The 22,800-nt window shown below is 70.2% G+C and carries 17 protein-coding genes; 5 read left to right on the forward strand and 12 right to left on the reverse strand.

Going from position 1 to position 22,800, the window contains the following annotated elements; all coding sequences use genetic code 11:
- Positions 1-56 precede the first annotated feature (56 nt).
- Both FHR66_RS02705 and prpE read left to right on the forward strand, forming a co-directional pair.
- Entirely contained in the window at positions 57-986 is a 930-nt protein-coding gene (locus FHR66_RS02705) for an acyltransferase family protein (protein ID WP_160967051.1), read from the forward strand.
- 143 nt (positions 987-1,129) lie between these two features.
- Positions 1,130-3,001: a propionate--CoA ligase gene (gene prpE / locus FHR66_RS02710; RefSeq protein WP_160967053.1), complete on the forward strand. Its 1,872-nt coding sequence runs from the start codon at positions 1,130-1,132 to the stop codon at positions 2,999-3,001.
- A 48-nt stretch (positions 3,002-3,049) separates the two neighbouring features.
- On the opposite strand, the gene FHR66_RS02715 is transcribed toward prpE, so the two are convergent.
- From FHR66_RS02715 to FHR66_RS02740, 6 genes are all read right to left on the reverse strand, one after another.
- Complete coding sequence (locus FHR66_RS02715) at positions 3,050-3,658, reverse strand: glutathione S-transferase N-terminal domain-containing protein (protein ID WP_160967055.1); 609 nt, start codon at positions 3,656-3,658, stop codon at positions 3,050-3,052.
- 124 nt (positions 3,659-3,782) lie between these two features.
- Positions 3,783-4,244, reverse strand: coding sequence for a cell wall hydrolase (locus FHR66_RS02720; protein ID WP_019797714.1), 462 nt, complete (start codon positions 4,242-4,244; stop codon positions 3,783-3,785).
- Positions 4,245-4,543: 299 nt separating this feature from the next.
- Positions 4,544-6,034 carry a hypothetical protein gene (locus tag FHR66_RS02725; protein WP_202394662.1) on the reverse strand — a complete coding sequence of 497 codons (1,491 nt, stop codon included), beginning with the start codon at positions 6,032-6,034 and terminating at the stop codon, positions 4,544-4,546.
- A 90-nt stretch (positions 6,035-6,124) separates the two neighbouring features.
- Positions 6,125-7,279, reverse strand: coding sequence for a glycerophosphodiester phosphodiesterase family protein (locus tag FHR66_RS02730; protein WP_160967057.1), 1,155 nt, complete (start codon positions 7,277-7,279; stop codon positions 6,125-6,127).
- 211 nt (positions 7,280-7,490) lie between these two features.
- Positions 7,491-8,387, reverse strand: coding sequence for a glycerophosphodiester phosphodiesterase family protein (locus tag FHR66_RS02735; protein WP_160967059.1), 897 nt, complete (start codon positions 8,385-8,387; stop codon positions 7,491-7,493).
- A gap of 23 nt (positions 8,388-8,410) precedes the next feature.
- Complete coding sequence (locus FHR66_RS02740) at positions 8,411-10,909, reverse strand: TonB-dependent receptor (RefSeq protein WP_160967061.1); 2,499 nt, start codon at positions 10,907-10,909, stop codon at positions 8,411-8,413.
- A gap of 111 nt (positions 10,910-11,020) precedes the next feature.
- Here FHR66_RS02740 and FHR66_RS02745 point away from each other — a divergent pair, with 111 nt between their 5' ends.
- Positions 11,021-12,142, forward strand: a complete 1,122-nt coding sequence (locus tag FHR66_RS02745; protein ID WP_160967063.1) for an ROK family protein — start codon at positions 11,021-11,023, stop codon at positions 12,140-12,142.
- Positions 12,143-12,272: 130 nt separating this feature from the next.
- Here FHR66_RS02745 and FHR66_RS02750 read toward each other — a convergent pair whose 3' ends face one another.
- On the reverse strand, positions 12,273-13,604 hold the full coding sequence (locus FHR66_RS02750; protein ID WP_160967065.1) for an MFS transporter: 1,332 nt from the start codon (positions 13,602-13,604) through the stop codon (positions 12,273-12,275).
- A 98-nt stretch (positions 13,605-13,702) separates the two neighbouring features.
- Between FHR66_RS02750 and FHR66_RS02755 the strand changes: the two genes are divergently transcribed.
- Entirely contained in the window at positions 13,703-14,113 is a 411-nt protein-coding gene (locus FHR66_RS02755) for a Rap1a/Tai family immunity protein (protein WP_160967067.1), read from the forward strand.
- Between the two features lie 168 nt (positions 14,114-14,281).
- Here FHR66_RS02755 and FHR66_RS02760 read toward each other — a convergent pair whose 3' ends face one another.
- The 5 genes from FHR66_RS02760 to FHR66_RS02780 form a co-directional block, all read right to left on the reverse strand.
- Complete coding sequence (locus FHR66_RS02760; RefSeq protein ID WP_167087310.1) at positions 14,282-16,330, reverse strand: NADPH-dependent 2,4-dienoyl-CoA reductase; 2,049 nt, start codon at positions 16,328-16,330, stop codon at positions 14,282-14,284.
- Positions 16,331-16,894: 564 nt separating this feature from the next.
- Positions 16,895-17,917 (reverse strand): zinc-binding alcohol dehydrogenase family protein, encoded by a 1,023-nt coding sequence (locus tag FHR66_RS02765; RefSeq protein WP_160966113.1) that lies wholly within the window; start codon positions 17,915-17,917, stop codon positions 16,895-16,897.
- Positions 17,918-17,959: 42 nt separating this feature from the next.
- Positions 17,960-18,994 (reverse strand): aldo/keto reductase, encoded by a 1,035-nt coding sequence (locus FHR66_RS02770; RefSeq protein WP_160966115.1) that lies wholly within the window; start codon positions 18,992-18,994, stop codon positions 17,960-17,962.
- A gap of 42 nt (positions 18,995-19,036) precedes the next feature.
- Positions 19,037-20,329 (reverse strand): SGNH/GDSL hydrolase family protein, encoded by a 1,293-nt coding sequence (locus FHR66_RS02775; protein ID WP_237475278.1) that lies wholly within the window; start codon positions 20,327-20,329, stop codon positions 19,037-19,039.
- An 8-nt stretch (positions 20,330-20,337) separates the two neighbouring features.
- Complete coding sequence (locus FHR66_RS02780) at positions 20,338-21,588, reverse strand: MFS transporter (RefSeq protein WP_167087312.1); 1,251 nt, start codon at positions 21,586-21,588, stop codon at positions 20,338-20,340.
- A gap of 99 nt (positions 21,589-21,687) precedes the next feature.
- On the opposite strand from FHR66_RS02780, the gene FHR66_RS02785 reads away from it, so the two are divergent.
- Positions 21,688-22,599, forward strand: coding sequence for a LysR family transcriptional regulator (locus FHR66_RS02785; protein WP_160966121.1), 912 nt, complete (start codon positions 21,688-21,690; stop codon positions 22,597-22,599).
- Positions 22,600-22,800: the final 201 nt, after the last annotated feature.

Consider the following 22,800-nt stretch of genomic DNA (forward strand, 5'->3'; position numbering starts at 1 on the left):
GCTTGCCATTGCATCGCGGCAGTTGATCCATGAACGGCATGCGTAGAGGAACGGGCGTGAGCAAAGCAGTGCGCAACAATTTCGATGCGCTGCGCTTGACCGGCGCGCTGCTCGTTCTGGTCAGCCATCAGTTTGCGCTTTCGGGGCGCGCGGAGCCGATGGTCGTCGGGGACCATTCGTTCGGCAACTTGGGTGTGCTCATCTTCTTCTCGATCAGCGGCTATCTGGTGACCTCCAGTTGGCTGAAGGATCCTCACGTTTTCCGGTTCTGTACGCGCCGTACGTTGCGGATGCTGCCTGCCCTGTGCGTGTCGATTCCGCTCACAGTGGCCGTGATCGCTGCGCTTGGGCTGACGGGATTCCCCGACAATCCCAGGCACCGGACGAACGGATCTCTGTGGACGATCAAGTACGAGGTCTGCTGTTACGCACTGCTTCTCTTGGCAGGTGTGGCCACCCGGCGCCCATCGCTGGTGTTGGCGATGGGGATCCTGTGCTACTTCGTGCTGTCGGGTGCACAGGGTGGGGAAAGCTTCCTGGCGGACTTCGGGCTCTTCTTCGCGGCAGGAAGTCTGCTGCGAGCATATCCGCTCCTTCGCCAAGCGCTGCCGGGCCTGGTGTTCCTGCTGGTAGGCTGCGTTTTGATACGCCTCGACCAAACGACCCTGGGCCTTGCCTTCATCGTCCCGCCGCTGACGATGGCGATTGGCTTGCGCGCCTGGGCAGGCATGCGCGATGTCTCGAGATTCGGCGATCTTTCGTACGGCATCTACATCTATGCGTGGCCGGCGCAGCAAATCGGCGTCGCGCTTCTGGGAAGACGGACGCCTTATCTCCACCTCCTATCCATCACCCTTGCTGCGACGTTCGCGCTGGCGGCCGCGTCCTGGCATCTGGTGGAAAAGAAGGCGTTGCGCCTCAAGCCCGATCGGCGGCCCGGGCGGTCGGCGGCACGGGGTGCGGAAGACGGCACAGACGCGTCGTAGGGTCCGTTATCCCGTTCAGGAGAGTGCTGGTGCTACGGCTGACCTAGGCGCTCTTGTCAGTTCCTTCGACCAAGGTCGGAACGACGCCCTCCCCGCCAAAGGACTATGCTCGGAGCCGGCGCACCGGCCTTGGGAGGGGCGGCATGGACTACGCGACGCTGTACCGACGTTCGATCGAGCAACCCGAGGAATTCTGGGCCGAGCAGGCCCAGGCGATCCACTGGGAGCGGCCGCCGCAGGCGATCCTGGAGTACGACACGCCGCCGTTCCGGCGCTGGTTCGTCGGCGGGCTGACCAACCTGTGCCACAACGCGGTGGACCGGCACCTGCCCGCGCGCGCCGCGCAGTTGGCGCTGGTCGCGGTGTCCAGCGAAACCGGGCAGACCCAGGAGATCACCTACGCGCAGCTGCACCGCGAGGTCAACGCCTTCGCCGCGGTGCTGCAGCGGCTGGACGTGCAGCGCGGCGACCGCGTGGTCATCTACATGCCGAACATGGCCGAGGCGGTGTACGCGATGCTGGCTTGCGCGCGCATCGGCGCGGTGCACTCGGTGGTGTTCGGCGGCTTCGCCGCGCACAACCTGGCGCTGCGCATCGACGATGCGCGCCCCAAGCTGCTGATCGCCGCCGATGCCGGCAGCCGCGGCGGCAAGCGCATCCCCTACAAGCCGCTGGTCGATGCCGCCTGCGCCGAAGCCAGTGCGCCGCCGCCGACGGTGCTGATCGTCTCGCGTGGGCTGGATCCGGCGCAGCCGCGCGTACCCGGGCGCGACGTCGACTATGCCGCGCTGCGCGCCGAGGTCGGCGATACGCAGGTACCCGTGGTGTGGCTGGAATCCAACGAGCCCAGCTACCTGCTGTACACCTCCGGCACCACCGGCAAACCCAAGGGCGTGCAGCGCGACGTCGGCGGGCATGCGGTGGCGCTGGCACTGTCGATGCGCACGGTGTTCGATTGCGGCCCCGGACAGACCATGTTCTCCACCTCCGACGTGGGCTGGGCGGTGGGGCATTCGTACAACGTGTACGGCCCGCTGATCGTCGGCGCGACTTCGCTGCTGTACGAAGGCCTGCCGGTGCAACCGGATCCGGGCGTGTGGTGGGCGCTGTGCGAGAAGTACCGCGTGCGCACCATGTTCTCTTCGCCGACCGCGATCCGTGTGCTCAAGAAGCACCCGGCGCGCTACCTGCGCGAGCGCGACCTGAGCGCGCTGCGCTATCTGTTCCTGGCCGGCGAGCCGCTGGACGAGCCGACCGCACTGTGGATCGGCGAAGCGCTGGGCAAGCCGGTGATCGACAACTACTGGCAGACCGAGACCGGCTGGCCGGTGCTGACCCTGTTGCCAGGTGTGGAACTGCGCTCGGTGAAACCGGGTTCGCCGGGCTTTCCCAATCTCGGTTACCGCACGCGCATCGTCGACGAGCATGGCGTGGAGGTGCCGGCCGGGCGCAAGGGCGTGCTGGTGATCGAACCGCCGTTGCCGCCGGGCTGCATGACCACGGTGTGGAACGACGATGCGCGCTTCCTGCGCAGCTACTTCAGCCACTTCGACACGCTGCTGTACAGCTCGCTGGACTGGGCGATCCGCGACGAGGACGGCTACACCTTCATCCTCGGCCGCACCGACGACGTGATCAACGTCGCGGGACATCGCCTGGGCACGCGCGAGATCGAGGAAGCCATCGCCGGCCACGCCGACGTGGCCGAAGTCGCGGTGATCGGCATGCACGACGAATTGAAAGGGCAGGTGCCGGTGGTGTTCGCGACGCTGAAGCAGGTCGCGCCGGATGCTGCGGCGGTGGTCGAGGAACTGCGTCAGTGCGTGGTACAGCGGCTCGGTGCGGTGGCGCGGCCGGCGCAGGTGTATCTGGTGCAGGCACTGCCGAAGACGCGGTCGGGCAAGCTGTTGCGGCGTTCGCTGCAGGCACTGGCCGAGCAGCGCGATCCGGGCGATCTGTCGACGCTGGACGATCCCGGTGCGCTGGAGGAGATTCGCCGCGCCTTGCGCGGTTGACGCCGCATGACGACGCCGGCGCAGATGCGCCGGCGTTCGCGGCAACGCTTAGCTCAGGCCTTCGGCCTGCAGCGCGGCCTGCACCTGCGGATCGGCGGACATGCGTTCGAAATGCAGTTGCAGGTTGGCGCCGAGCGCGATCTGCTGCGCGCGCGCCCAGCGCAGGGTGACGAACAGGTAGGCGTCGGCGATGGAGCGGCGTGCGCCGCCCAGCCAGGTCTGCTGTTCCAGTGCGGCCTCCACGCGCGCATACAGCGTGCGCACACGCTCGCGTGCGTGTTCCTGGGTGCGCGCGATCACCGCGGCATCGTCGAGATAGCGGGTGCTGCCGAACAGCGGATGGAAGGCCGGATGCAGGTCGGCGTTGAGGAAGGCCAGCCAGCGCTGCACTTCGGCGCGGCTGCGCGGGCTGCCGTCGCCGGCCAAGTGCGCGTCGGGCGCGAGATCGGCGATGTAGTTGAGGATCGCCGAATTCTGGGTGAGCACCCAGTCGTCCACCTGCAGCGCCGGCACCGCGCCGGCCGGATTGATCGCCAGATACGCAGGCGCCTTCATCGCGGCGGCATCGAGCAGCTTCAGTTCGAACGGCAATCCGGCCCAGCGCAGCGCGATGTGATCGGCCAGCGAACAGGCGCCGGGCTTGGAATAGAGTTTCATGGCATGCGGCTCCGCATCATTCAGGACGCCAGAGCGTACCCGCTGCGCGGGGCGCTTGGCGATCACTGGCACGCCGTGCGTGGCGTGCGGGAGCCTGCGTCGGATGTGCCTGCGTGGCGAAGGATCAGGAGGCGTTGCGCGGGCGCAGCTTCTGCACGCGATAGAACGTGTGGTCGCCGATGGTCGCGACCTGATAGGCGTTGCGCCAGCTCGGGCTGGCGATGGCATGCGCGGCGAAGTGGCTGGCGCCGGGCACGATCTCCTTGCGCTGGCCCTGCGGCAGCGCCCAGTTGCGCTCGGCGGCGAAGGCGACCTTGACCGCGTCGGCCCAGGCGTCGTCGTTCTTCAGTTCGGTGCCCGGCTTCACCAGGCCTGGCGCGAACTGCTTGCGCGCGGTGACCACCTGGCACATCGAATCGCCCCACAGACCGCTGTCCAGGCGCCGCAATGCGACTTCGGCGACGGCTTGCTGCCCGCGCAGCGTCTGGTCGCGCGCTTCCAGGTACACGGTGGTGCTGAGGCAAAGCGAATCGGCAGCGGGTTGCGGCAACAATTGCGATAGCCAGAGGATCCAGGCCAGTTTCATCGTACTCCTTGCTCCGTATGGGCCGTCGTCGAGGTGACGCGCCGGAGTGGCGCGGCAAGCGATGCGGCTTGGCGTCATGGGGAGGCGGCCTGTCACGGGCCGCCCGGGTGCCGGCAATCTGAAGTCCGGCGGGACCCGCCAAGATGGGTGGGTCGGAAGAGGGGCGCACAATAGGCGCCGCTTCCCGAATCGCAACTGAACCCCGAGTCTTGACAGGGTTCACATCTCGCACTGTGGCAACGCCGTCGTGCCTGGCCGCACGACGGCATGGTGCAGCGCCGCGATGCGGCGCATCAGGCTCAGGGAAACTGCTTGCGCTGCATCAGCATCGCGTACACCTTGACCACCGGGTCGGCATGTCCGCTCAGTTGCGCGAGGCGCTGTTCGCGATCGGGCCAACGTTGCGCTTGCTCGGCGAGCACGTGCAGATCGCCGAACCAGGTGTCGTGATCGCGCGCGTAGTACGGTCCGCTCAACAGCGTGGCGAGCAGGTTCATGCCGCGGTCGCGCGCGGCGCCGGCCGGCGCGTACTCGAGATAGCGCAGCAGTTCGCGCAGGCGGGCGCGCTGCACGCGGCCGCTGTCGTCGCCGGCCGCGGTCTGTTGCAGCACGCCGTGGTCGAGTTGGTCGAGGAAATCCAGCGATGCCTTTTCCGTGGCAAGGGCGTCGGCGCCAGCGTCAGGATCCAGCAACTGCGTGCGGATGTTGTAGCCGGCCTGGCGGATCAGCGAGATCGCGTCTTCGTCGACCGGCTGGGCCGTGACCGGTTGCGCGGGCAGGATGCGTTCGCTGGGCAGCTCGGCGACGAAGCGCTGCTCCAGCAGCCAGTGGTTGCCGAGCACGCTGGACGGACACCGCGTCTGCGCCAGGTGCGCGGCAACGTAGCCGCGGTAGGCACTGTGCAGCCGCTCGCGCAGCGCGGTGTCGGAGAGCTGTTGCAGCACCAGCGGCATGTCGCCGGCCACGCTCAGTTCGGTGGCGGTGAAGCCGGCATCGTCGCCGCGGATGCGCGCGAGCATGCGCGTCAGGCTGTCGGCGAGCTGTGCCTGTCCTGCGCTGTCCAGCGGCGCAGCGGCGAGTGCCATCTTCAGCGCCGGCGCGGTGTCGGTTTCGTGTTGCGCCGCGTCCACACGTGCGCTCACCGCGGTTGCGCGCGCCGTCGGTTGTGTCGGCTGCAGTGCAGTGGTCAACGCATAGATCGGACTGGGATCGTCGAGATAGGCGGCATCGCAACTGCCGGGTTGCGGTGTCGGCAGCGTCGCGAACAGCGCCTGCGCCTGTGCCGGCGTGGCGCGCTGCGCGGCACGCGTCTGCAGTGTCAGCCGGTCCAGGCCGGCGGTGCGCACTGCGCGCAGTTCGTCGGGGTTCTCTTCGCTGACGTAGCCGACACGGGCCAGGCCGGGCATGCGCCGTTGCGCGCGCTCGGCCAATGCCACGGCCTGTTGCGTCAGCCGTTGCGCGGCAGTGGCACGGTCGCCATCGGCTTGCAGATCGGGGGAGGCGGCGAGGCGCAGCAGCACATCGGCCTGGAAGTCGGCGGGCAGCGCCTGCGCCGCGGCCAGCACCGCACTTGCGGGCGGTCCGGGCATGGCATTGCGGTTCACCGACGGGACGTCGGTGTGCAGCGGGGTCTCTGCGCTCGCCGGGTCGGCAGGCGCGTGCGTTGCGAGAGAGGCGGGCGCTGCGGTTTGCGCGCCGTGGGCGGTGGCCGCGCGTTGCAGCAGCGGCACGCACGCGCCGGCGACCAGGAGCGCGAGAAGCAGATGGCGGGGACGTGGGGCGGAACGCATGGGAGCTCCTGAAGGCGGACGACGGACTGCACGGCGCAAGGGCGCCGTGCAGGACCGGGGAGCGCACTCCCCGGCGCGACCATCCAGTGGTCAGTTGTAGCGCGCGGTGTTGCGCGGGACGTTGGCGCGGATCACGCCGAGCGGATCGTCGGTGATGATGCTGGTGAAGCCGGCGGTGACCTGCGCGCGGAAGTTCGGACGGTCGTCGGCGGTCTCGTTGCCGAAGTACTTGGTTTTCGTCAGGTAGTCGTCCAGCGATGCGCAGCAGGTGCCGTTGCTGCGCACGAAGTGCTGGCCGTCATGGCTGCTGAGGCGGTATTCGGGCACCGGCGAGAAGGCGCCGATCGCCTGCTTCTGCGCCTGGTTCGCGGCCAGCAGCTCGGCAGTCGGGTCGCCGCGGCGGGGCTGCTTGTTGCCGATTTCCAGCCAGGCGAAGCCGCTTTGCTTGCGCACTTCGGTGATCCACGCGCTGACCCGGCACTGCGGCGTATTGGGCGCGGTGAAGCCGCACAGGCCGACGTAGTTGTCGGCGATCCTGTCCATGTCGCCCGCATAGACGGTCGGTGCGAACGGCACGCCCTTGGTGAAGCGGGTGATGTCGCTGGGTGTCTTCGGCAGCAGCGAGGCGCTGAACTTCAGCACCACCTGGTTCTGCATCTTGAACGCATTGACCTGGTCGGCCGCGCGCGACACCGCGTCTAGCGACTTCAGATCCAGCACCACCACCATGTGGTTGGCATAGTGGCTCACCGCATCCAGTGCGATGCCCAGCGAGGCCGGATGGTCGTTGGTCTTGGCGAAGTTCTTGTCGCGCAGGTACATGTTGATCAGATCATGGCTGCTCAGGGTGCTGATGTCCGGATTCCAGCCCGACGGATTGGCGGCGGGCTGGAAGATGTTGAAGCCGGGGTTGTGGTCGATGACGCGGCCGGCGTTCTGGTCGTGGAACAGCCACAGGACGCCATCGGACGCCTGCTTGACGTCCAGTTCGATCGCTTCGATGTTCTCGTTGTAGGTATCGAGGATCGAGCAGGTGGAGTTCTCGGCGCAGCCGTTGCCGACCAGCCCGCGATGCGAGATCACCACGACGTCGGCGTGATTGCCCTGGTAGGGATTCTTCATCACGTTGAGGATGTGTTCCGGGTTCCAGTTGCTGGCGGCCGACGCCATGCCGGACAGCGCGCTCAGCGAGACGCAGGCCAGCGCCAGGGCGAGGGCCTTGGCGGGTTTCTTGGGCAGTTTCATGTGCTCTCTTCCGTTCGGGGTTGATGGAATGAAGTGAAGGAACGCAACGCGCCGCCGCCGCCGCCATGCCAGTGAGCGCGGTCGTCAGTGGTGCAGTGCTCGAAGCGACGGGCATCGTCCTGGCAGTGCATGCCGCCCGTCTGAAACTGGACTCCTGGCGACGCGGCGCGTGGCGATCGCGCCGCGTCGCCAGGATTGGGAACGAGACCGGCTACCGGGACGTGTCCGTGCCGTGCAGGTAGCGTTGCAATGCCAACGGTTCGTCGGTTTGGATCATGCTCACGCCGTGCTTGCGCAGCCCGCCCCAGACCGCGGCCGGATCGCGCAGTGCGCGCTGGTCGGTGTAGTTGGCCGACAGCCGCATCGGCCTGCCGCTGGCGATGTCGTTGGTCATGGTGTTGACGAACAGCCGCGCGTGCGGCGCCAGTTCGCGTTGCGCGATGTCCAGCACCGCCGGGTCGTCGAACATCAACTGCACCACCGCCGGCCGCAGGTGCGCGGCGCGGCGCAAGGCCTGCTCGGGCGACAGCGCCGAATCGCGCTGCAGGTACAGCGCCTGCACCGCGATATCGGCCTTGCGCGCGCGCTGCAGCACCGCCGCCGGTACGTCCAGTGGCACGTTGAGCAGTACGTCGCGTTGCGCGCCGGCAGCCTCCACCGCGTCGATCACCTGGTCCAGCGCCGCGGCCTTGATGTCCAGGTTCACCAGCACCTTGCCGCGCGCCACGGCCAGCGCCTGCGCCAGTGTCGGCGGATGCCGCGCGGTGAGCGTGCTGTCGCGCCCGCCGCCCTGGCTGCGCACGCGCAAGGCGGCGATCTGCGCCGCCGTCAGATCGGCCACCGCGCCGTGGCCGTCGGTGGTGCGGTCCACGGTCTCGTCGTGCATCAGTACCAGCGCACCGTCGCGGGTGGTGCGCACGTCGATCTCGACCATGTCCACGCCGCGTGCGATGCAGGCAGCAATGCCGTCCAGGGTGTTCTCGGACGCGAACTTCCAGCAGGCGCGGTGCGAGACCACCAGCGGCGGCCCGTGCGGGTCGCGCAGGCGGTCGGGCAGGCTCGGCGTGGCCGCCAGGGCCAGGATCGGCAGCGACAGCACTGCGCTCATCAACAGTCTCCGGCAGTGCATGCTCACCACCTCCAGGTCAGCGATGCGTTGTAGTTGCGGCCGAAGATCGGCCGCGCGTAGATCGCGTCGGCGGTGCCTTGCCCGGACAAGGTGTCCACCCGCGCATTGCCTTCGGTCAGGCCAAGCGCGTTGCTGACATTGGCCGCGTGCAGCTGCAGTTCCAGGTGCTCGCTCAGCCGCGCGAACAGGCCCAGGTCGTAGGTGGTGTAGGCGGGCAGGGCGGTGGCGTTGGTGTAATCGACGTAGCGCTGGCCCATGCGATAGGCGGTGGCCGACAGTTCCACCGGCCGGCCGTCGATGTCGAAGTACAGGGTCGGGCTGATCGACGCCATGAACTTGGGAATGCGCGAGATCTGCTTGCCGTCCAGGTCGCCGTAGCTGAGGCCGGTGGTCGCATTGCTCAGGCCGCGCGTCTGCGGATCCTGCAGCGTGGCCGAGCCGGTGATGCCGAACAGCGGCGACGGCCGCCAGGTGAACTCCGATTCCAGGCCCAGGGTGCGGGTCTTGCCGACCAGTGCCAGGTTCTGCACAGCGCCGGTGTTGTCGAGCACGATGGCGCTGATCGACAGGTCGTTGAAGCGGCTCCAGAAGCCGACCGTGGAAAACGAGAAGGTGTCGCCGAAGCTGCCGCGCAGGCCGGCTTCGGCCTGGTCGATGTCGGTGACGTCCGCGTTCTGGGTCTGGTAGACGTTCTGCAGCCGCGGCAGGCGCTGCGACTGGGTGTAGCGGGCGAAGGTCTGCAGTCGCGGGGTCAGCGCGAACTCGGCACCCAGCGTCCACTGCGTGGCATGGCGGTGATCGGTGCGCGGACTGAACGCACCGCTGAGGCCGCCGACGTTGTCGTCGGCCAGCGTGCTCGGATCGCCGAGATTGCGCGTGGTGTTGGCGTACACGCCGCCGTTGGCGTTGTAGCGGGTGTAGCGCACGCCGGCATCCAGGCCGAGGCGGCCGAAGCGCACCGAATCCCACAGGTACGGCGACAGGTAGGTGGCGTTGGCGAAGCCGCTGGTGACGCCGTTGCCGTAGCGCACGAAACCGTTCTGGGTGACCGAACCGACCACGTTGCCGGCGGCGTCGTAGGCCAGCACGTCCAGGCGCTGCGCGTTGTTCTGCAGCGTGGTGAGCACGGTGTTCTGCAGCCGGTCCTGGCGGAATTCGACGTGCTGCACGTTGAGGCCGGCGGTGAGCGTGTGCTTGCCCAGCGCGGTGTCGTCGAACGCCTTGCTCAGGCGCAGGTCGTCGGACAGCGTGCGCAGATGGGTGCGCGCATTCCACAGGCCGCTCTCCAGCACCAGGCCGTCGGCCGTGGCCGGATCGTAGGCGGCGCCGTCGCGGGTGGTGACGTAGCCGACCCGCGCCACGCGCGCGCCGAAGCCGCTGCGCGCGCGGCCGAGCTGCGTGTTGAGGTAGGCGCCGGCATCGTAGGGCGCGGCGCCGGAGAACAGCGCGGTGTAGTCCACTTCCGCATCGACGAAGCGCATGCGGTTGTTGAGGGTCAGGCCATCGCCCAGGTCCCATTCCAGGTGCGTGCCGAGTTGTTTGACCTTGTTGTGGATGCCGTCGGCCAGGTCCAGGTTGCGCGCCAGCGGACCATTGCCGTCGAAGGTGAGCGCGGTGGTGTGGCGCAGGTCGTTGGATAGCAGCGTGCCGTCCAGCGGGTCGATCAGCGCCGACAGCGACTGCGACGGGTTGCGCGGGTCGGCGAGCGGGATCGGGTTGTAGAAGGCGGTGCGGTCGTTGAGGTACTTGGCGTCGACGTCGAGGATCGCATCGCCCATCAGGAAGGTCAGGTTGCCGCGCAGCTGGCCGCCCTGGTCGGCGGTGTAGCCGGTACGGCGCAGGCCGTCGTCGCTGCGGTGATAACCGCCGATGCTGTACAGCACGTTCTCGCTGAGCGGGCCGGCGCTGTAGGCGTCCTCGCGGCGCAGGCCGTCGCTGCCGACGGTCATGCGCACCGCGCCCTCGGGCGTGGCGGTGCCGTGGCGGGTGATGGCATTGACCGTGCCGCCCGGCGCGTTGGTCGCGAACAGCGGCGAGGTGCCGCCGCGCACCACTTCCAGGCGCTCGGTCATCATGTCCAGCGCGAACAGGGTGTCGACGTTGAAGAAGCTTTCCTGCGGCTCGTCGAACAGGGTCAGGCCGTCTTCCTGGTACTGCACGTAGTACCAGCCGCCTGCGGGCAGGCCGCGCACGTAGATGTTCTGGCCACCGCCCTGGCCGCCGGAGGGTTCGGCGGAGAAGCCAGGGACCGCCCGCAGCATGTCCACGCTGCTGCTCGGGGTGCTGCGCTCCAGGCGTTCCTTGGACACCACGCTGATCGCGAACGGTGCGTCCTTCTGCGACTGGCCCTGCGGCGTGCCGGTGACCACGATCTGGTCCAGGGTGGTGGTGGCATCGGCCGGCGGTGCCGGCGCGTCCTCGGCATGGACGGCAGTGGCGCTGCCGAGGATGGACGCGAGCGCGAGCGCCAGCAGGCTCGGGTGCGGATGAACGGTACGCATGAAGACCCCCAGTAAAAGAATGTGGGGGTAATACTATTTACCATGTATGAAACTTCTGTGTCCACATGCTAGGTTGTTGCGGTTGTGCATCCATCACGCTTCTGTCCGCCTATGCCGCATCTCGATTTCCCGCCGCGCGTCAGTGCCGGCGGCCGCCAGTTGCTCGACCGTGTGTTCAAGACCGGGGTACAGACCCAGGCGGCGCTGAGCCGCGACCTGGATCTGTCGCAGCCCACCGTGGCGCGCCTGCTGCAGGGTTTCGTGCAGGACCGCATGGTCCAGCTCAGCGCCCGTGCCGCCGAGGGCCGCGGCAATCCCAGCGTCGACGTGCGGCTGGCGCCGGACTACGCCTACGCCTTCGGCATCGGCCTGATGGGCGACGTGGTGGCGCTGGCGCTGGTGGATTTCGCCGGCAACGTGCGTGGTCAGCGCCGCATCGGCCTGGCCGACATGCGCCGTGCGCCGGTGCTGGCGCAACTGCAGCGATTCCGTGCCGAGCTGCTGGCCGAGACCGGGGTGGACCCGGCGCGGGTGGTCGGCGTGGGCATGGCGATCTCGGCGTTCTTCACCGGGCAGGGCCGGCAGATGGCCGGGCCGCCGGCGCTGGAGGACTGGACCCAGGTGGACCTGGTGCCGATCCTGGAAGAGGCGCTGGGCTGTGCGGTGACGGTCGAGAACGACGGCGCGGCGGCGGCGGTGGCCGAGAGCCTGTATGGCGTCGGCCGCGAGTGTCGCGACTTCGTGTACCTGCACCTGACCAACGGTTTCGGCGGCGGCATCATCGCCGATGGCCGGCTGTTCCGCGGCTACCGCGGCAATGCCGGCGAGTTCGGCGGCATCTGGACCGTCGGCGGCATGGCCTATCCGAACCTGGATGCGTTGCTGTCCCTGGTGCGCGCCGCCGGCCAGGACTACGCCGGCGTCGAGCAGATGCTGGGCGCGATCGACGCGCACACCCCGGGCGTGGACGCCTGGCTGGAGATGGCCGAGGCGCCGTTCTCGCAGCTGTGCGCCTACCTGGCCTATGCGCTGGATCCGCAGGCGATCGTGATCGGCGGGCGCCTGCCGGCCCCGATCGGCGCGCGCCTGATCGAGCGCATCCGCATCCCGCGCGCGCCCAACCGGCATGGCCTGGCGCCGCCGCTGCCGCAACTATGCATCGCCCGCACCGTCGGCGACGCGGTGACCCTGGGCGCGGCGTTGATGCCGTTGCAGCGCGCCTTCTTCGCCTAGCCCACGACTGGGCGTGCTACGCCGCAGGGCCGATGCCGCCGCGTGGCGGGCGATCCTGCGTCAGATCCGTGGCCTTTCGGGGCCGCAGCGGCGTCGGCGTCGGCGCTGCCGCCGACCCTGTGCCAACGCCTCAACCGCCGTTGGCGGTCGCCGCCATGCCGGCGTCGGCAGCCAATGGCCGGCGACGCCCGGTGAGCAGCGCCAGCAGCAGGCACAGCGCCCCGCACAACAGCGGACCGGCCGCCATCGCCCAGCACAGCAGCAGGCAGTGCCCGTCGCGGTAGTCCAGCGCGTCCAGCAGCAGGCCGATCAGCACCACCCCGGCGGCCAGTGCCACCTGCGCGGCGGCGGTCAGCGCGGCGAAGCTCAGCGCGTGCTGGGCGACGGCGCGGGTGGCGGTGCGTTGTGCGTGCCAGGCCCACACCAGTTGTCCGCCGCTGCCGCCGATCGCACCGATGCAGGCCGCGGCGGCCAGGCTGAGCAACGGCTGCGCCGGCAGGGTTAGCGCGAACAGCGGCGCGCAGAGCAGCAGGCCGCTGCCGAGCCAGGCCAGCCGTTGCGCCGGCGTGCGCTGTCGGCCCCAGCGCGCGGCCAGCGGCTGCACCAGCACCGTGCCGAGCGCATAGGCGATCAGGACCGCACTGCCCCAGCCGGGCGAGAGCAGGCCGTAGGCGGCCACGTATGGAGCGAGCTTGGTGAACGCGGGCAGGGTCAGCGAGACCGCCGCGATCAGCGCCAGCGGCTGCCAGGGAATCGCGCGCCACGAGGGCGCCGTGTCGGTCGCGGCTGCGGCCGTCGCGTCGGCCGGTGCCGGGTGGGTGGCGGCGGGACGACGCAGCACCCGCTGCAACTGCCAGGCGCACAGCATCGCCACCGCCGCCAGCACCGCGCTGGCCTGCAGCGCCAGACCGCCGCCATCGGCGCCGCGGGCCAGCACCGCACCGACCACGCTGCTGATCAGCAGCGCCGCGGCGCCGCTGCCGGCCAGGCGCAGCGCGCTGGCGCCGTCGTGGCCGCGCCACGGCCACTGCGCCAGGCTGAGCAAGGTGTTCTGGGCCACGTCGCAAGCCGCGTAGGCCAGCCGGAACAGCAGGCTCACCGCCAGCACGTAGCCCAGCCGCCACGGCGACGGCAGCAACGGCGTAGCGAACACCAGCAGCAGCGCCAGCGCGGCCGCGGCCAGGCCGTGCCATTGCAGGCGTCCGGCGTTGCGCACGTCGCGCAGGCGTCGGCGCAGGCGCCAGCCGGCGCCGACGCCGATCGCGGCGCTGAGCAGCAGGCCCAGCGCCAGCACCAACCCGGCCGCGATCGCGCGCAGGCCGGCGTGTTCGGTCAGCGAATAGATCAGCAGCAGTTCGCCGGCGTACCACAGCAGGCTCTTGCCGAAATGCGCGCCGGCATACGCCGCCAGCGCCGCGTGCGGCAGGCGGGGCAGGGTAGGCAGGGGGGAGGCGCATGGCATGCCCAGGCTTATAGCCGCCCGATGCGACAGCACCAAGTCCGCCGCGCCGGCTTGCTAGCATCGACAGCGCTGGTCCTGGTTGCCAGAGGAGTCCGCCGATGTCGCTGTCATCGTCATTGCCCCGGCTGCTGTGCCTGTGTCTTGCCGCCGGCAGCGCGCCTGCCGCCGCGTCCGTGGCCGCGCGTCCGGAGGCGGTGCATCAGCTGTCAGCTGGCGATCTGCTGCGATTGCTGCGCGGCGATGCGCAGGCCGTGGCGACGCCGCTCGTCGGCAGCGCCGAGCAGCGCCGCGCCCAGGCCAGCGCGATGGCGCGGCTGTACATCGCCGGCGTCGCCGACGCCAACGTAGGCACGCAGTGGTGCGCCGGCGAGCAGGGCGTGCTGGCGCACGAACTGGTCGATCGCGTGTTCACCGCGCTGGCCGCGCTGCCGCCGGCGCAGTTGCGGCAGCGCGCGGCGGTTCCGGTGGAGCATGCGCTGCACGCGGCGTTCCCTTGCACGGCACGTTGAGCTTGCAGGCCCGTAGTTGGTGGCGTACAGGCATGCCTGCCGCAGACGACGTCCGCCTTGCACGCCGGTAGCGAGGACGATCACCGACCGCGCCCGGCCTAGCGCCGCGTGCATCGGCGCGACATTGTCGGCGATGGTCGCCGACGGCCTGCCGGGTCAGCGCATGCCCTACAACTGCGCCGCCAGCCGGCTGCCCTGGGCGATGGCGCGCTTGGCGTCCAGTTCGGCGGCGACATCGGCGCCGCCGATCAGGTGTGCGCTGCGGCCGGCGGCCAGCAACGCCGCCTGCAGGTCGCGCCGCGGTTCCTGGCCGGCGCAGACCACCACCGTACCCACCGGCAACAGTTGCTCGGCACCGTCCACGCGGATGCGCAGGCCGGTATCGTCCACGCCCAGGTATTCGACGCCGCCGAGCATGGTCACGCCCTTGGCCTTGAGCGTGGCGCGATGGATCCAGCCGGTGGTCTTGCCCAGCCGCGCGCCGGGCCGGCCCGGGCTGCGCTGCAGCAGCCACACGCTGCGCGCCGGCGGCTCCGGACGCGGCTTGCACAGCGCGCCGCGGCCTTCGAACTGTGGGTCCACGCCCCACTCGGCCATCCACCGCGCCGGGTCCAGCGCGGTCGACTCCCCGGCGTGCACCAGGAACTCGCCGACATCGAAGCCGATGCCGCCGGCGCCGATGATCGCCACCTTGTCCGCGGCCTGCACCCGCCCTTGCAGCACGTCCAGATAACTGACCACGTTGGGATGATCGGCGCCGGGGAACTGCACCGTGCGCGGCACGATGCCGGTGGCGAGTACCACCTCGTCGAAGCCGGCCAGCAGCGCCGCATCGGCGGTGGTCTGCAAGCGCAGCTCCACGCCGGTGGCCTCGAGTTGATGGCGGAAGTAGCGCAGCGTCTCGTGGAATTCCTCCTTGCCGGGAATCCGCTTGGCCACGTTGAACTGGCCGCCGATCTCGCTGGCGCTGTCGAACAGGGTGACGCGGTGGCCGCGTTGCGCGGCCACGGTCGCGCAGGCCAGTCCGGCCGGGCCGGCGCCGACCACGGCGATGCGCTTGGGCGCGCGCGTCGGCAGGTAGTTCAGTTCGGTCTCGGCGGCCGCGCGCGGATTGACCAGGCAACTGGCGGTCTTGTTCTCGAACACGTGGTCCAGGCAGGCCTGGTTGCAGGCGATGCAGGTGTTGATCGCCTGCGCCTGGCCGCGCTGCGCCTTGTTCGCCCATTCCGGGTCGGCCAGCAGCGGCCGCGCCAGCGACACCATGTCGGCACCGCCACCGGCGAGGATGCGCTCGGCCACGTCGGGCATGTTGATGCGGTTGGTGGCGATCAGCGGCAGCCGCACGTGCGGCTTGAGCTTGGCGGTGACCGCGGCGAAGGCGGCGCGCGGCACCGAGGTGGCGATGGTCGGCACGCGTGCCTCATGCCAGCCGATGCCGGAATTGATGATGGTCGCGCCGGCGGCCTCGATCGCCTGCGCCTGCATCACGATCTCCTGCCAGTCGCTGCCGTCCTCGACCAGGTCCACCAGCGACAGCCGGTAGACGATGATGAAGTCCGGCCCGCAAGCGGCGCGGATGCGGCGCACGATCTCCACCGCAAAGCGCATGCGCTTGGCCGCGTCGCCGCCCCAGGCATCGCTGCGGCGGTTGCTGCGCGGGGCGATGAACTCGTTGATCAGATAGCCTTCCGAACCCATCACCTCGACGCCGTCGTAGCCGGCCTCGCGGGCGAGCTTGGCGGCATGCGCGTAGGCATCGATCTGGCGTTCGACGCCGCGCGCCGACAGCGCGCGCGGGGTGAACGGGTTGATCGGCGCCTTCAGCTTCGACGGCGCCACCGACAAGGGGTGATAGGCGTAGCGCCCGGCGTGCAGCAGCTGCAGGCAGATCTTGGCGCCGTGCGCATGCACCGCGGCGGTCACCTGCCGGTGCGGCCGCACCTCCCACGGCCAGGACAGCTTGCCGCCGAACGGTTTCAGCCAGCCGACCACGTTCGGCGCGAAGCCGCCGGTGACGATCAGTCCGACGCCGCCGGCGGCGCGCTCGGCGAAGTACGCGGCCAGCTTGGGGAAGTCGCGGGCGCGGTCCTCCAGGCCGGTGTGCATGGAGCCCATCAGGATGCGGTTGCGCAGCTGGGTGAAGCCCAGATCCAGCGGGGCGAACAGGTGCGGGTAGGCGGCGGGGGCGGATTCGGGCTGGCCGGGGGCGGGCGACATGGCGTGGATACGCAGGCGTACGGAAGCGCGCAGGGTGCCGTGAAACTTGGGCTACGGCAAGAGGGACGTTGCCTTCGTGCCTTTACGCTGACTTTGAGGTTGCCTTGGCTATGGCGCGGGGATTCTGAAGCAGGAAGCTTTGAAGCAAAGGCAACAGCTTCCGCTCACGCGGGTCACTTTTCTTTGCTTGTGCAAAGAAAAGTAACCAAAAGAAGCGCTTCACCACAGCCGAAGGCTGGTCAAGCACACCCCGCAGCGCGCCTTCCGCGCTAGCGCGCTCCGGGTCCGCAGCCACGTCGGGCATTTTCCGACGGCACTTGTCCGCTACGCGGCCAAGCCCGGGGCAGGCGCCTCACGGCGCCAGCCCGTTCGCCGGGGCGAAGCAGTGCTTCGCCTTTGTCCGGCTCACCCATGTGCCGGCGCAAAACGACGCGCATCCTGCGCGTCGCCCTTCGGGTATTCGCCCGCCGTGGCTGCAGCGCCGAAGCAGAAGCGGAAGCAACAGCAACAGCAGTTACGGTCGGCGGGGCGATCGTGCGAATGTTCCGATCACTGCGCGGCCGTTCAGCCCCAGCCGACCAATGCCAGTTTGCCGATGGTGCTGCCCGACTCCAGGCGCCGGTGCGCTTCGCGCAGGGTGGTGGCGTTGATCGGGTTGAGCGTCTCGGTCAGGGTGGTGCGCAGTTCGCCCGCGTCCACCAGGCTGGCGGTGCGCGCCAGGATGCGGTGCTGCTCGATCATGTCCTCGGTGCGGAAACGGGCGCGCGCGAACATCATTTCCCAGTGGATGCCGATGCACTTGGCCTTGTACGGGTCGCCGATGTGCAGCGGACCGCTCGGCTCGACGATCAGCCCGACGTGGCCCTGCGGCGCCAGCAGCTCGCCCAGCGGCTGCCAGTAGCGGTCGGTGTCGGCCAGGTTCAGCGCCGCGTCCACCTGGTCGATGCCCAGCGCCTGCAGCTGCGGCGCCAGCGCCTGGCGATGGTCGATCACGTGGTGCGCGCCGAGTTGCAGGCACCAGTCGCGGGTCTGCGGCCGCGAGGCGGTGGCGATCACCTCGAAGCCGGCATGCCGCGCCAACTGGATCGCGATCGAGCCGACCCCGCCGGCGCCGCCGATCACCAGCAGGCGGCGGCCGCGGTTGTGCGCGTCGTCGAAGTCGAACGGCATACGCTGGAACAGCAGCTCCCAGGCGGTCAGGGTGGTCAGCGGCAGCGCCGCGGCCTGGGCGAAGTCCAGCGTCGCCGGCTTGCGCGCGACGATGCGCGCATCCACCAGTTGGTACTGGGCGTTGCTGCCGGCGCGGGTGATGTCGCCGGCGTAGTAGACCTCGTCGCCCGGCTCGAAGCCGTCGACCTCGGGCCCGACCGCCTCGACCACGCCGGCGGCGTCGTAGCCCAGCACCTTGGGCTGGGCGTCGCGCGATGCGTTGCCGCGGACCTTGGTGTCCACCGGATTGACCGACACCGCCTCCACCCGCACCAGCAGGTCGTGGCCGCCGGGCGCGGACGGCGTGGGCAGGTCGAGGTCGTGCAGCGACTGCGGATCGTCGATCGGCAGGGGGTGAAGGGTGGCGACCGCTTTCATGGTGGCTCCTGGACGTGAGGGAAAGGAGGGCACGGCCGCGGCTCAGACCGGCCGCGGGTTGCGCTCGGCGAAGCCGCGCTGGTGCCAGTACGGATACACCGGTACCGCTGCGCTGGCCGCATCCAGCCGTTGCACGTGGGCGGCATCGAGGGTCCAGCCGACCGCCCCCAGATTCTGCCGCAACTGCTCCTCGGTCCGTGCGCCGATGATCACGCTGCTGACGGTCGGTCGTTGCAGCAGCCAGTTCAGCGCGATCTGCGGCACGCTGCGGCCGGTCTCGGCGGCGATGGCCTCCAGGGCGTCGATCACCCGGTACAGGCGCTCTTCCTGCACCGGCGGGCCGGCCTCGGTGACCGCCTTGTCGTGCAGGCGGCTGCTATCCGGCAGCGGCTGGCCGCGGCGCAGCTTGCCGGTCAGCCGGCCCCAACCCAGCGGGCTCCACACCAGCGCGCCAACGCCCTGGTCCAGGCCCAGCGGCATCAGTTCCTCTTCGTAGTCGCGCCCGATCAGCGAGTAATAGGCCTGGTGCGCGACATAGCGCGACCAGCCGTGGCGATCGGCCGCCGCCAGCGACTTCATCAGTTGCCAGCCGGAGAAGTTGGACACGCCCAGGTAGCGGATCTTGCCGGCACGCACCAGGTCGTCGAGCGTGGACAGGGTCTCCTCCACCGGCGTGCGCGCATCGAAGCCGTGCAGCTGGAACAGGTCGAGGTAGTCGGTGCCCAGGCGGGTCAGCGCCGCCTCCACCGCGCGCACCAGGTGGAAGCGCGAGGAGCCGACGCTGTTGGGCACCGCGCGGTCGAAGCGGAAGCCGGCCTTGGTCGACAGCAGCACCTGGTCGCGGCGGCCCTTGATCGCCGCGCCCAGCACAGATTCGGCGGCGCCGCCGGAATAGACATCGGCGCTGTCGAACAGGGTGACGCCGGCCTCCAGGCAGATGTCGATCAGGCGCCGCGCCTGGTCCACGTCCGAATTGCCCCAAGTGGCGAAGAAGGGATCGGTGCCGGCGAAGGTGCCGGTGCCGAAGCTGAGCACGGGGACCTTGAAGCCGGACGCACCGAGATGACGGTATTCCATGGAGAACTCCTGATGGTGGGGAGGGGGATGGGAGAGACGGCGTCAGCGCGCCGCGGTGTCGGTGTCGACCGCGCCCGCAGTGGCGGGAGCAGGAGGGCGCGCGGGCGCGTTGGCGCCGAGCAATTGCGCGGCAGCCTGTGCCATGGCCGCGTAGCCGGCGTCGCCGGGATGCAGGTGATCGCCCGAGTCGACGTCCGCGCGCATCCGCGTGGGGTGCGCGGGGTCGCGCAGCAGCGCATCGAAATCCAGGATCGCGTCGAAGCCGTTGCCGGCGCGCAGCCAGGCATTGACCTGCTGGCGTACGGCCTCCTTCTGCGCGCTGTAGTAGCCGGGGATCGGCGAGTCCGGCAACGCGCCCTCGAACGGGGTGAGGGTGGCGCCGATCACCCGCAGGCCGCGTGCCTGCGCGCGCTGCAGCAGCTGCCGGTAGCCGGCGATCAGGTCCTCGGCCGACACCGGTGCATCGTCGGGTGCGAACGGCGTGGCATACCAGCTGATGTCGTTGATGCCCATCAACAGGATCAGGGTGTGCACGCCGGGCTGCGCCAGTACGTCGCGGTCCAGCCGCGCCAGCGCGTTGCGGCCCATGCGGTCGCGCAGCACGCGCCCGCCGGAGATGCCGGCGTTGAGCACCGCCACCCGCTGTCCCGCCAGTCGCGTGGCCAACTGGTCCGGCCAGCGCCGGTCCTGCCCCGGCGTCGAGGCGGCGCCGTCGGTGATCGAGTCGCCCAGCGCCACCACCGCGCCGGCGGCATCGGCGCGGCGCACCTGGATGCCACTGACGAACAGCCGCACCGGCAGCGCGGTGGCGTCGGCCAGCGTGGCGTCGGCAGTGCGTTCGCCCTCGGCCAGCCACGCGCTCTGCAGGCCTTCCCAGTGAAAGGTGGACGGCGCGGTCGGCTGCGGCAGATACAGGCTGATGCTGAGCCGGGCCAGGTCCGGCACGCTCAGCGCCACCGGATCGCTGAGCACCGGCGCGCCCGGTGGCACCGTCACCTCGGTCTTGCCGTCGAAGCGCAGCGGCCGCTGCGAGCCGGGCAGGGTCGCAGCGCCGTCGCCGGCCAGCGCCAGTGACGCGGCGCCGATGTGCAGCGGCGTGTCGCCATAGGCGTTGCTCAGCTCCACCCGCACCTCGCTGCCACCCAGGCTGACCCGCGCCACCTGGCGCACGGTCTGCCGCCACAGGTGGAACGGCGTCTGTGTCGGGAACGGGAAGTCTGCGGCCCATAGCGGTTGCGGGCTGGCCTGCCAGGTCGCGATCCAGTCGCGCGGTGCCGCGCCGGCCGGCAGCGCCAGCGTGCCCAGCAGGGCCGTCGCCAGCGCGGCCCTTGCCATCGCCCGGCTCATGCCGCACCGCCGGCGGCGCAGCCGGCGCCGGTATCGGGCGCGGGCACGGCGGTGGCCGGCGACAGCCGCAGTGCGCCCAGCGCCACCGCCAGTCCGGCCAGGGTCAGCAGTGCCGCCACCCACGGCAGTTGCGACAGGCTGCCGCCGTGGCCGAGTACCAGGCCGCCGAGCCACGCGCCCAGCGCATTGCCCAGGTTGAACGCGCCGATGTTCAGGCTCGAGGCCAGATGCCGGCCGGCCTCGCCGGCCTTGCCCAGCACCCACACCTGCAGCGGCGCCACCGTGGCGAACGCGGCCACGCCCAGCAGGCCGATGCCCAGCGCCATCGCCGGTGCCGACGGCAAGGCGAAGGTCAGCGCCGCCAGCACCACGGCCAGCGCACCCAGGCTCAGCGGCAGCGCCTGCCGCGGGCGGCGGTCGGCCAGGCGTCCGCCGAGCACATTGCCGACGATCATGCCCACGCCGAACACCAGCAGCAGAGGCGACACCGCGCTGTCGGCCACCCCGGTGACCTGGGTCAGCAGCGGCTGCACATAGGTATACACCGCGAACACGCCGGCATAGCCCAGCACCGTGGTCGCCAGACCCAGCAGCACCGGGGCGCGACCGACCGCGCGCAGTTCCTCGCGCAGCGGCGGCGCCGGCGGGGCGTCGCGGTCGGCCGGCACCAGTGCGGCGATCACCACGGTGGCCAGGGCGCCGATCGCCGCCACCGCCCAGAACGTGGCGCGCCATCCGTACTGCAGGCCCAGCCAGGCACCGGCCGGCACCCCGAGCAGGGTGGCGACGGTAAGGCCGGTGAACATGGTCGAGATCGCCGAGGCCTTGCGCTGCGGCGGCACCAGGGTGGTGGCCACCACCGCGCCGACGCCGAAGAAGGTGCCATGCGCCAGCGAGGTGACCACCCGCGCCGCCATCAGTGCCGCATAGGTCGGCGCCAGCGCGCAGGCCAGGTTGCCGGCGGTGAACACCAGCATCAGTGCCAGCAGCACGCGCTTGCGCGGCCAGCGCCGGCTGGCCACGGTCAGCAGCGGCGCGCCGAGGAACACGCCCAGCGCATAGCCGGAGATCAGCAGCCCCGCGGCGGGGACGCTGACCTGCAGGTCGGCGGCCACCTGCAGCAGCAGGCCCATGATCACGAACTCGGTGGTGCCGATGCCGAAGGCGCCGGCGGTCAGTGCGAACAGCGCGATCGGCGTGCGCCCGGCAGCGGGCGGGTGGGGAGGTGGAGCAAGCGAGGCGGCCATGCGGCGGCTCCGAAAGTGGCGGGAGGACGGCAGCCTAGGCCTGCAGGTTCTTAGCAAAAACAGTAAAAATATTGAACGACTTTCAATGGAATCCACACAATGGACCGGATCGGCGATATCGCCCTGTTCCTGCGCGTGCTCGACCTCGGCTCGATCAGCGCCGCCGCGCGCAGCCTGGACATCTCGGTGGCGGTGGCCAGCCAGCGACTGCAGCGGCTGGAACGCGCGCTCGGCGTGCGCCTGCTGCACCGGACCACGCGGCGCCTGCACCCGACCCCGGAAGGCCTGCAACTGGCCGAGCAGGGGCGGCCGCTGGTCGAGGACCTGGAATCGCTGGCCGGCGGCCTGCGCCAGGCCGGCGTCGCCGCCGCCGGCACCCTGCGGGTGACGATGTCGGCCGCGTTCGGGCGGCTCTACGTGTCGCCGCTGCTGCCGCGGTTCATGGCGCTGCACCCACAGGTGCGGCTGAGCGTGCACCTGAGCGACAACGTCGTGGACCTGGTCAGCGAAGGCTTCGACCTGGCGATCCGCATCGGCAACCTGCGCGATTCCAGCCTGGTCGCGCGGCGTCTGGCCGGCAATCGGCGCATGCTCTGCGCCTCGCCGGACTACCTGCGCCGCCATGGCACCCCGGCCACGCCGGCCGACCTGGCCGCGCACGCCTGCCTGCTGCTGACCGGCAGCGACGGAAGGCAGGACACCTGGCGGCTGCAGGGGCCCGACGGCGAGATCGCCGTGCGCGTGGCCGGACCGCTGGAGACCAACTTCGGCGAGGTGCTGCGCGACGCCGCGGTCAACGGCCAGGGCATCGCCCTGCATTCGGAATGGCACGTGGCCGAGGACCTGCGGCAGGGGCGGCTGCGCCAGGTGCTGGCCGACTATCCGCTGGCCGAGACCGGCATCCACGCGGTCATGCCGCAGCGCCGACTGGTGCCGCCGCGGGTCCGGGCCTTCGTCGAGTTCATGCAGGCCGAGTTGGCCGACCCGCCGCCCTGGGCGCGGCCGCAGTGAGAACTGGGTCGCCCTGTGGGCGCTTGTCTACGACCGCAAACGGTCATCTCCCCGCCGCATTGCGGGATTTCATCAACCTGTATAGGGTGTATCCACGGCCTTGCAGCGGCTGGCGTTGACTTTCACATGTTACGTGCCCGTTAACGCCATCTTCACTATGCCGCGCATAATGTGCGCGGCGATGGCGTGCGGAAACGGCCG

The organism is Xanthomonas sp. F4, from assembly GCF_011761895.1.

What these genes read in the sequence shown, in the direction of transcription:
- FHR66_RS02735 (WP_160967059.1), bottom strand. Translation starts at nt 8,387, where the DNA reads ATGAGCGCAGTGCTGTCGCTGCCGATCCTGGCCCTGGCGGCCACGCCG.
- FHR66_RS02740 (WP_160967061.1), bottom strand. Translation starts at nt 10,909, where the DNA reads ATGCGTACCGTTCATCCGCACCCGAGCCTGCTGGCGCTCGCGCTCGCG.
- FHR66_RS02775 (WP_237475278.1), bottom strand. Translation starts at nt 20,329, where the DNA reads ATGGCAAGGGCCGCGCTGGCGACGGCCCTGCTGGGCACGCTGGCGCTG.
- FHR66_RS02730 (WP_160967057.1), bottom strand. Translation starts at nt 7,279, where the DNA reads ATGAAACTGCCCAAGAAACCCGCCAAGGCCCTCGCCCTGGCGCTGGCC.
- FHR66_RS02780 (WP_167087312.1), bottom strand. Translation starts at nt 21,588, where the DNA reads ATGGCCGCCTCGCTTGCTCCACCTCCCCACCCGCCCGCTGCCGGGCGC.
- FHR66_RS02760 (WP_167087310.1), bottom strand. Translation starts at nt 16,330, where the DNA reads ATGTCGCCCGCCCCCGGCCAGCCCGAATCCGCCCCCGCCGCCTACCCG.
- prpE (WP_160967053.1), top strand. Translation starts at nt 1,130, where the DNA reads ATGGACTACGCGACGCTGTACCGACGTTCGATCGAGCAACCCGAGGAA.
- FHR66_RS02770 (WP_160966115.1), bottom strand. Translation starts at nt 18,994, where the DNA reads ATGGAATACCGTCATCTCGGTGCGTCCGGCTTCAAGGTCCCCGTGCTC.
- FHR66_RS02725 (WP_202394662.1), bottom strand. Translation starts at nt 6,034, where the DNA reads ATGCGTTCCGCCCCACGTCCCCGCCATCTGCTTCTCGCGCTCCTGGTC.
- FHR66_RS02755 (WP_160967067.1), top strand. Translation starts at nt 13,703, where the DNA reads ATGTCGCTGTCATCGTCATTGCCCCGGCTGCTGTGCCTGTGTCTTGCC.
- FHR66_RS02785 (WP_160966121.1), top strand. Translation starts at nt 21,688, where the DNA reads ATGGACCGGATCGGCGATATCGCCCTGTTCCTGCGCGTGCTCGACCTC.
- FHR66_RS02715 (WP_160967055.1), bottom strand. Translation starts at nt 3,658, where the DNA reads ATGAAACTCTATTCCAAGCCCGGCGCCTGTTCGCTGGCCGATCACATC.
- FHR66_RS02720 (WP_019797714.1), bottom strand. Translation starts at nt 4,244, where the DNA reads ATGAAACTGGCCTGGATCCTCTGGCTATCGCAATTGTTGCCGCAACCC.
- FHR66_RS02765 (WP_160966113.1), bottom strand. Translation starts at nt 17,917, where the DNA reads ATGAAAGCGGTCGCCACCCTTCACCCCCTGCCGATCGACGATCCGCAG.
- FHR66_RS02745 (WP_160967063.1), top strand. Translation starts at nt 11,021, where the DNA reads ATGCCGCATCTCGATTTCCCGCCGCGCGTCAGTGCCGGCGGCCGCCAG.
- FHR66_RS02750 (WP_160967065.1), bottom strand. Translation starts at nt 13,604, where the DNA reads ATGCCATGCGCCTCCCCCCTGCCTACCCTGCCCCGCCTGCCGCACGCG.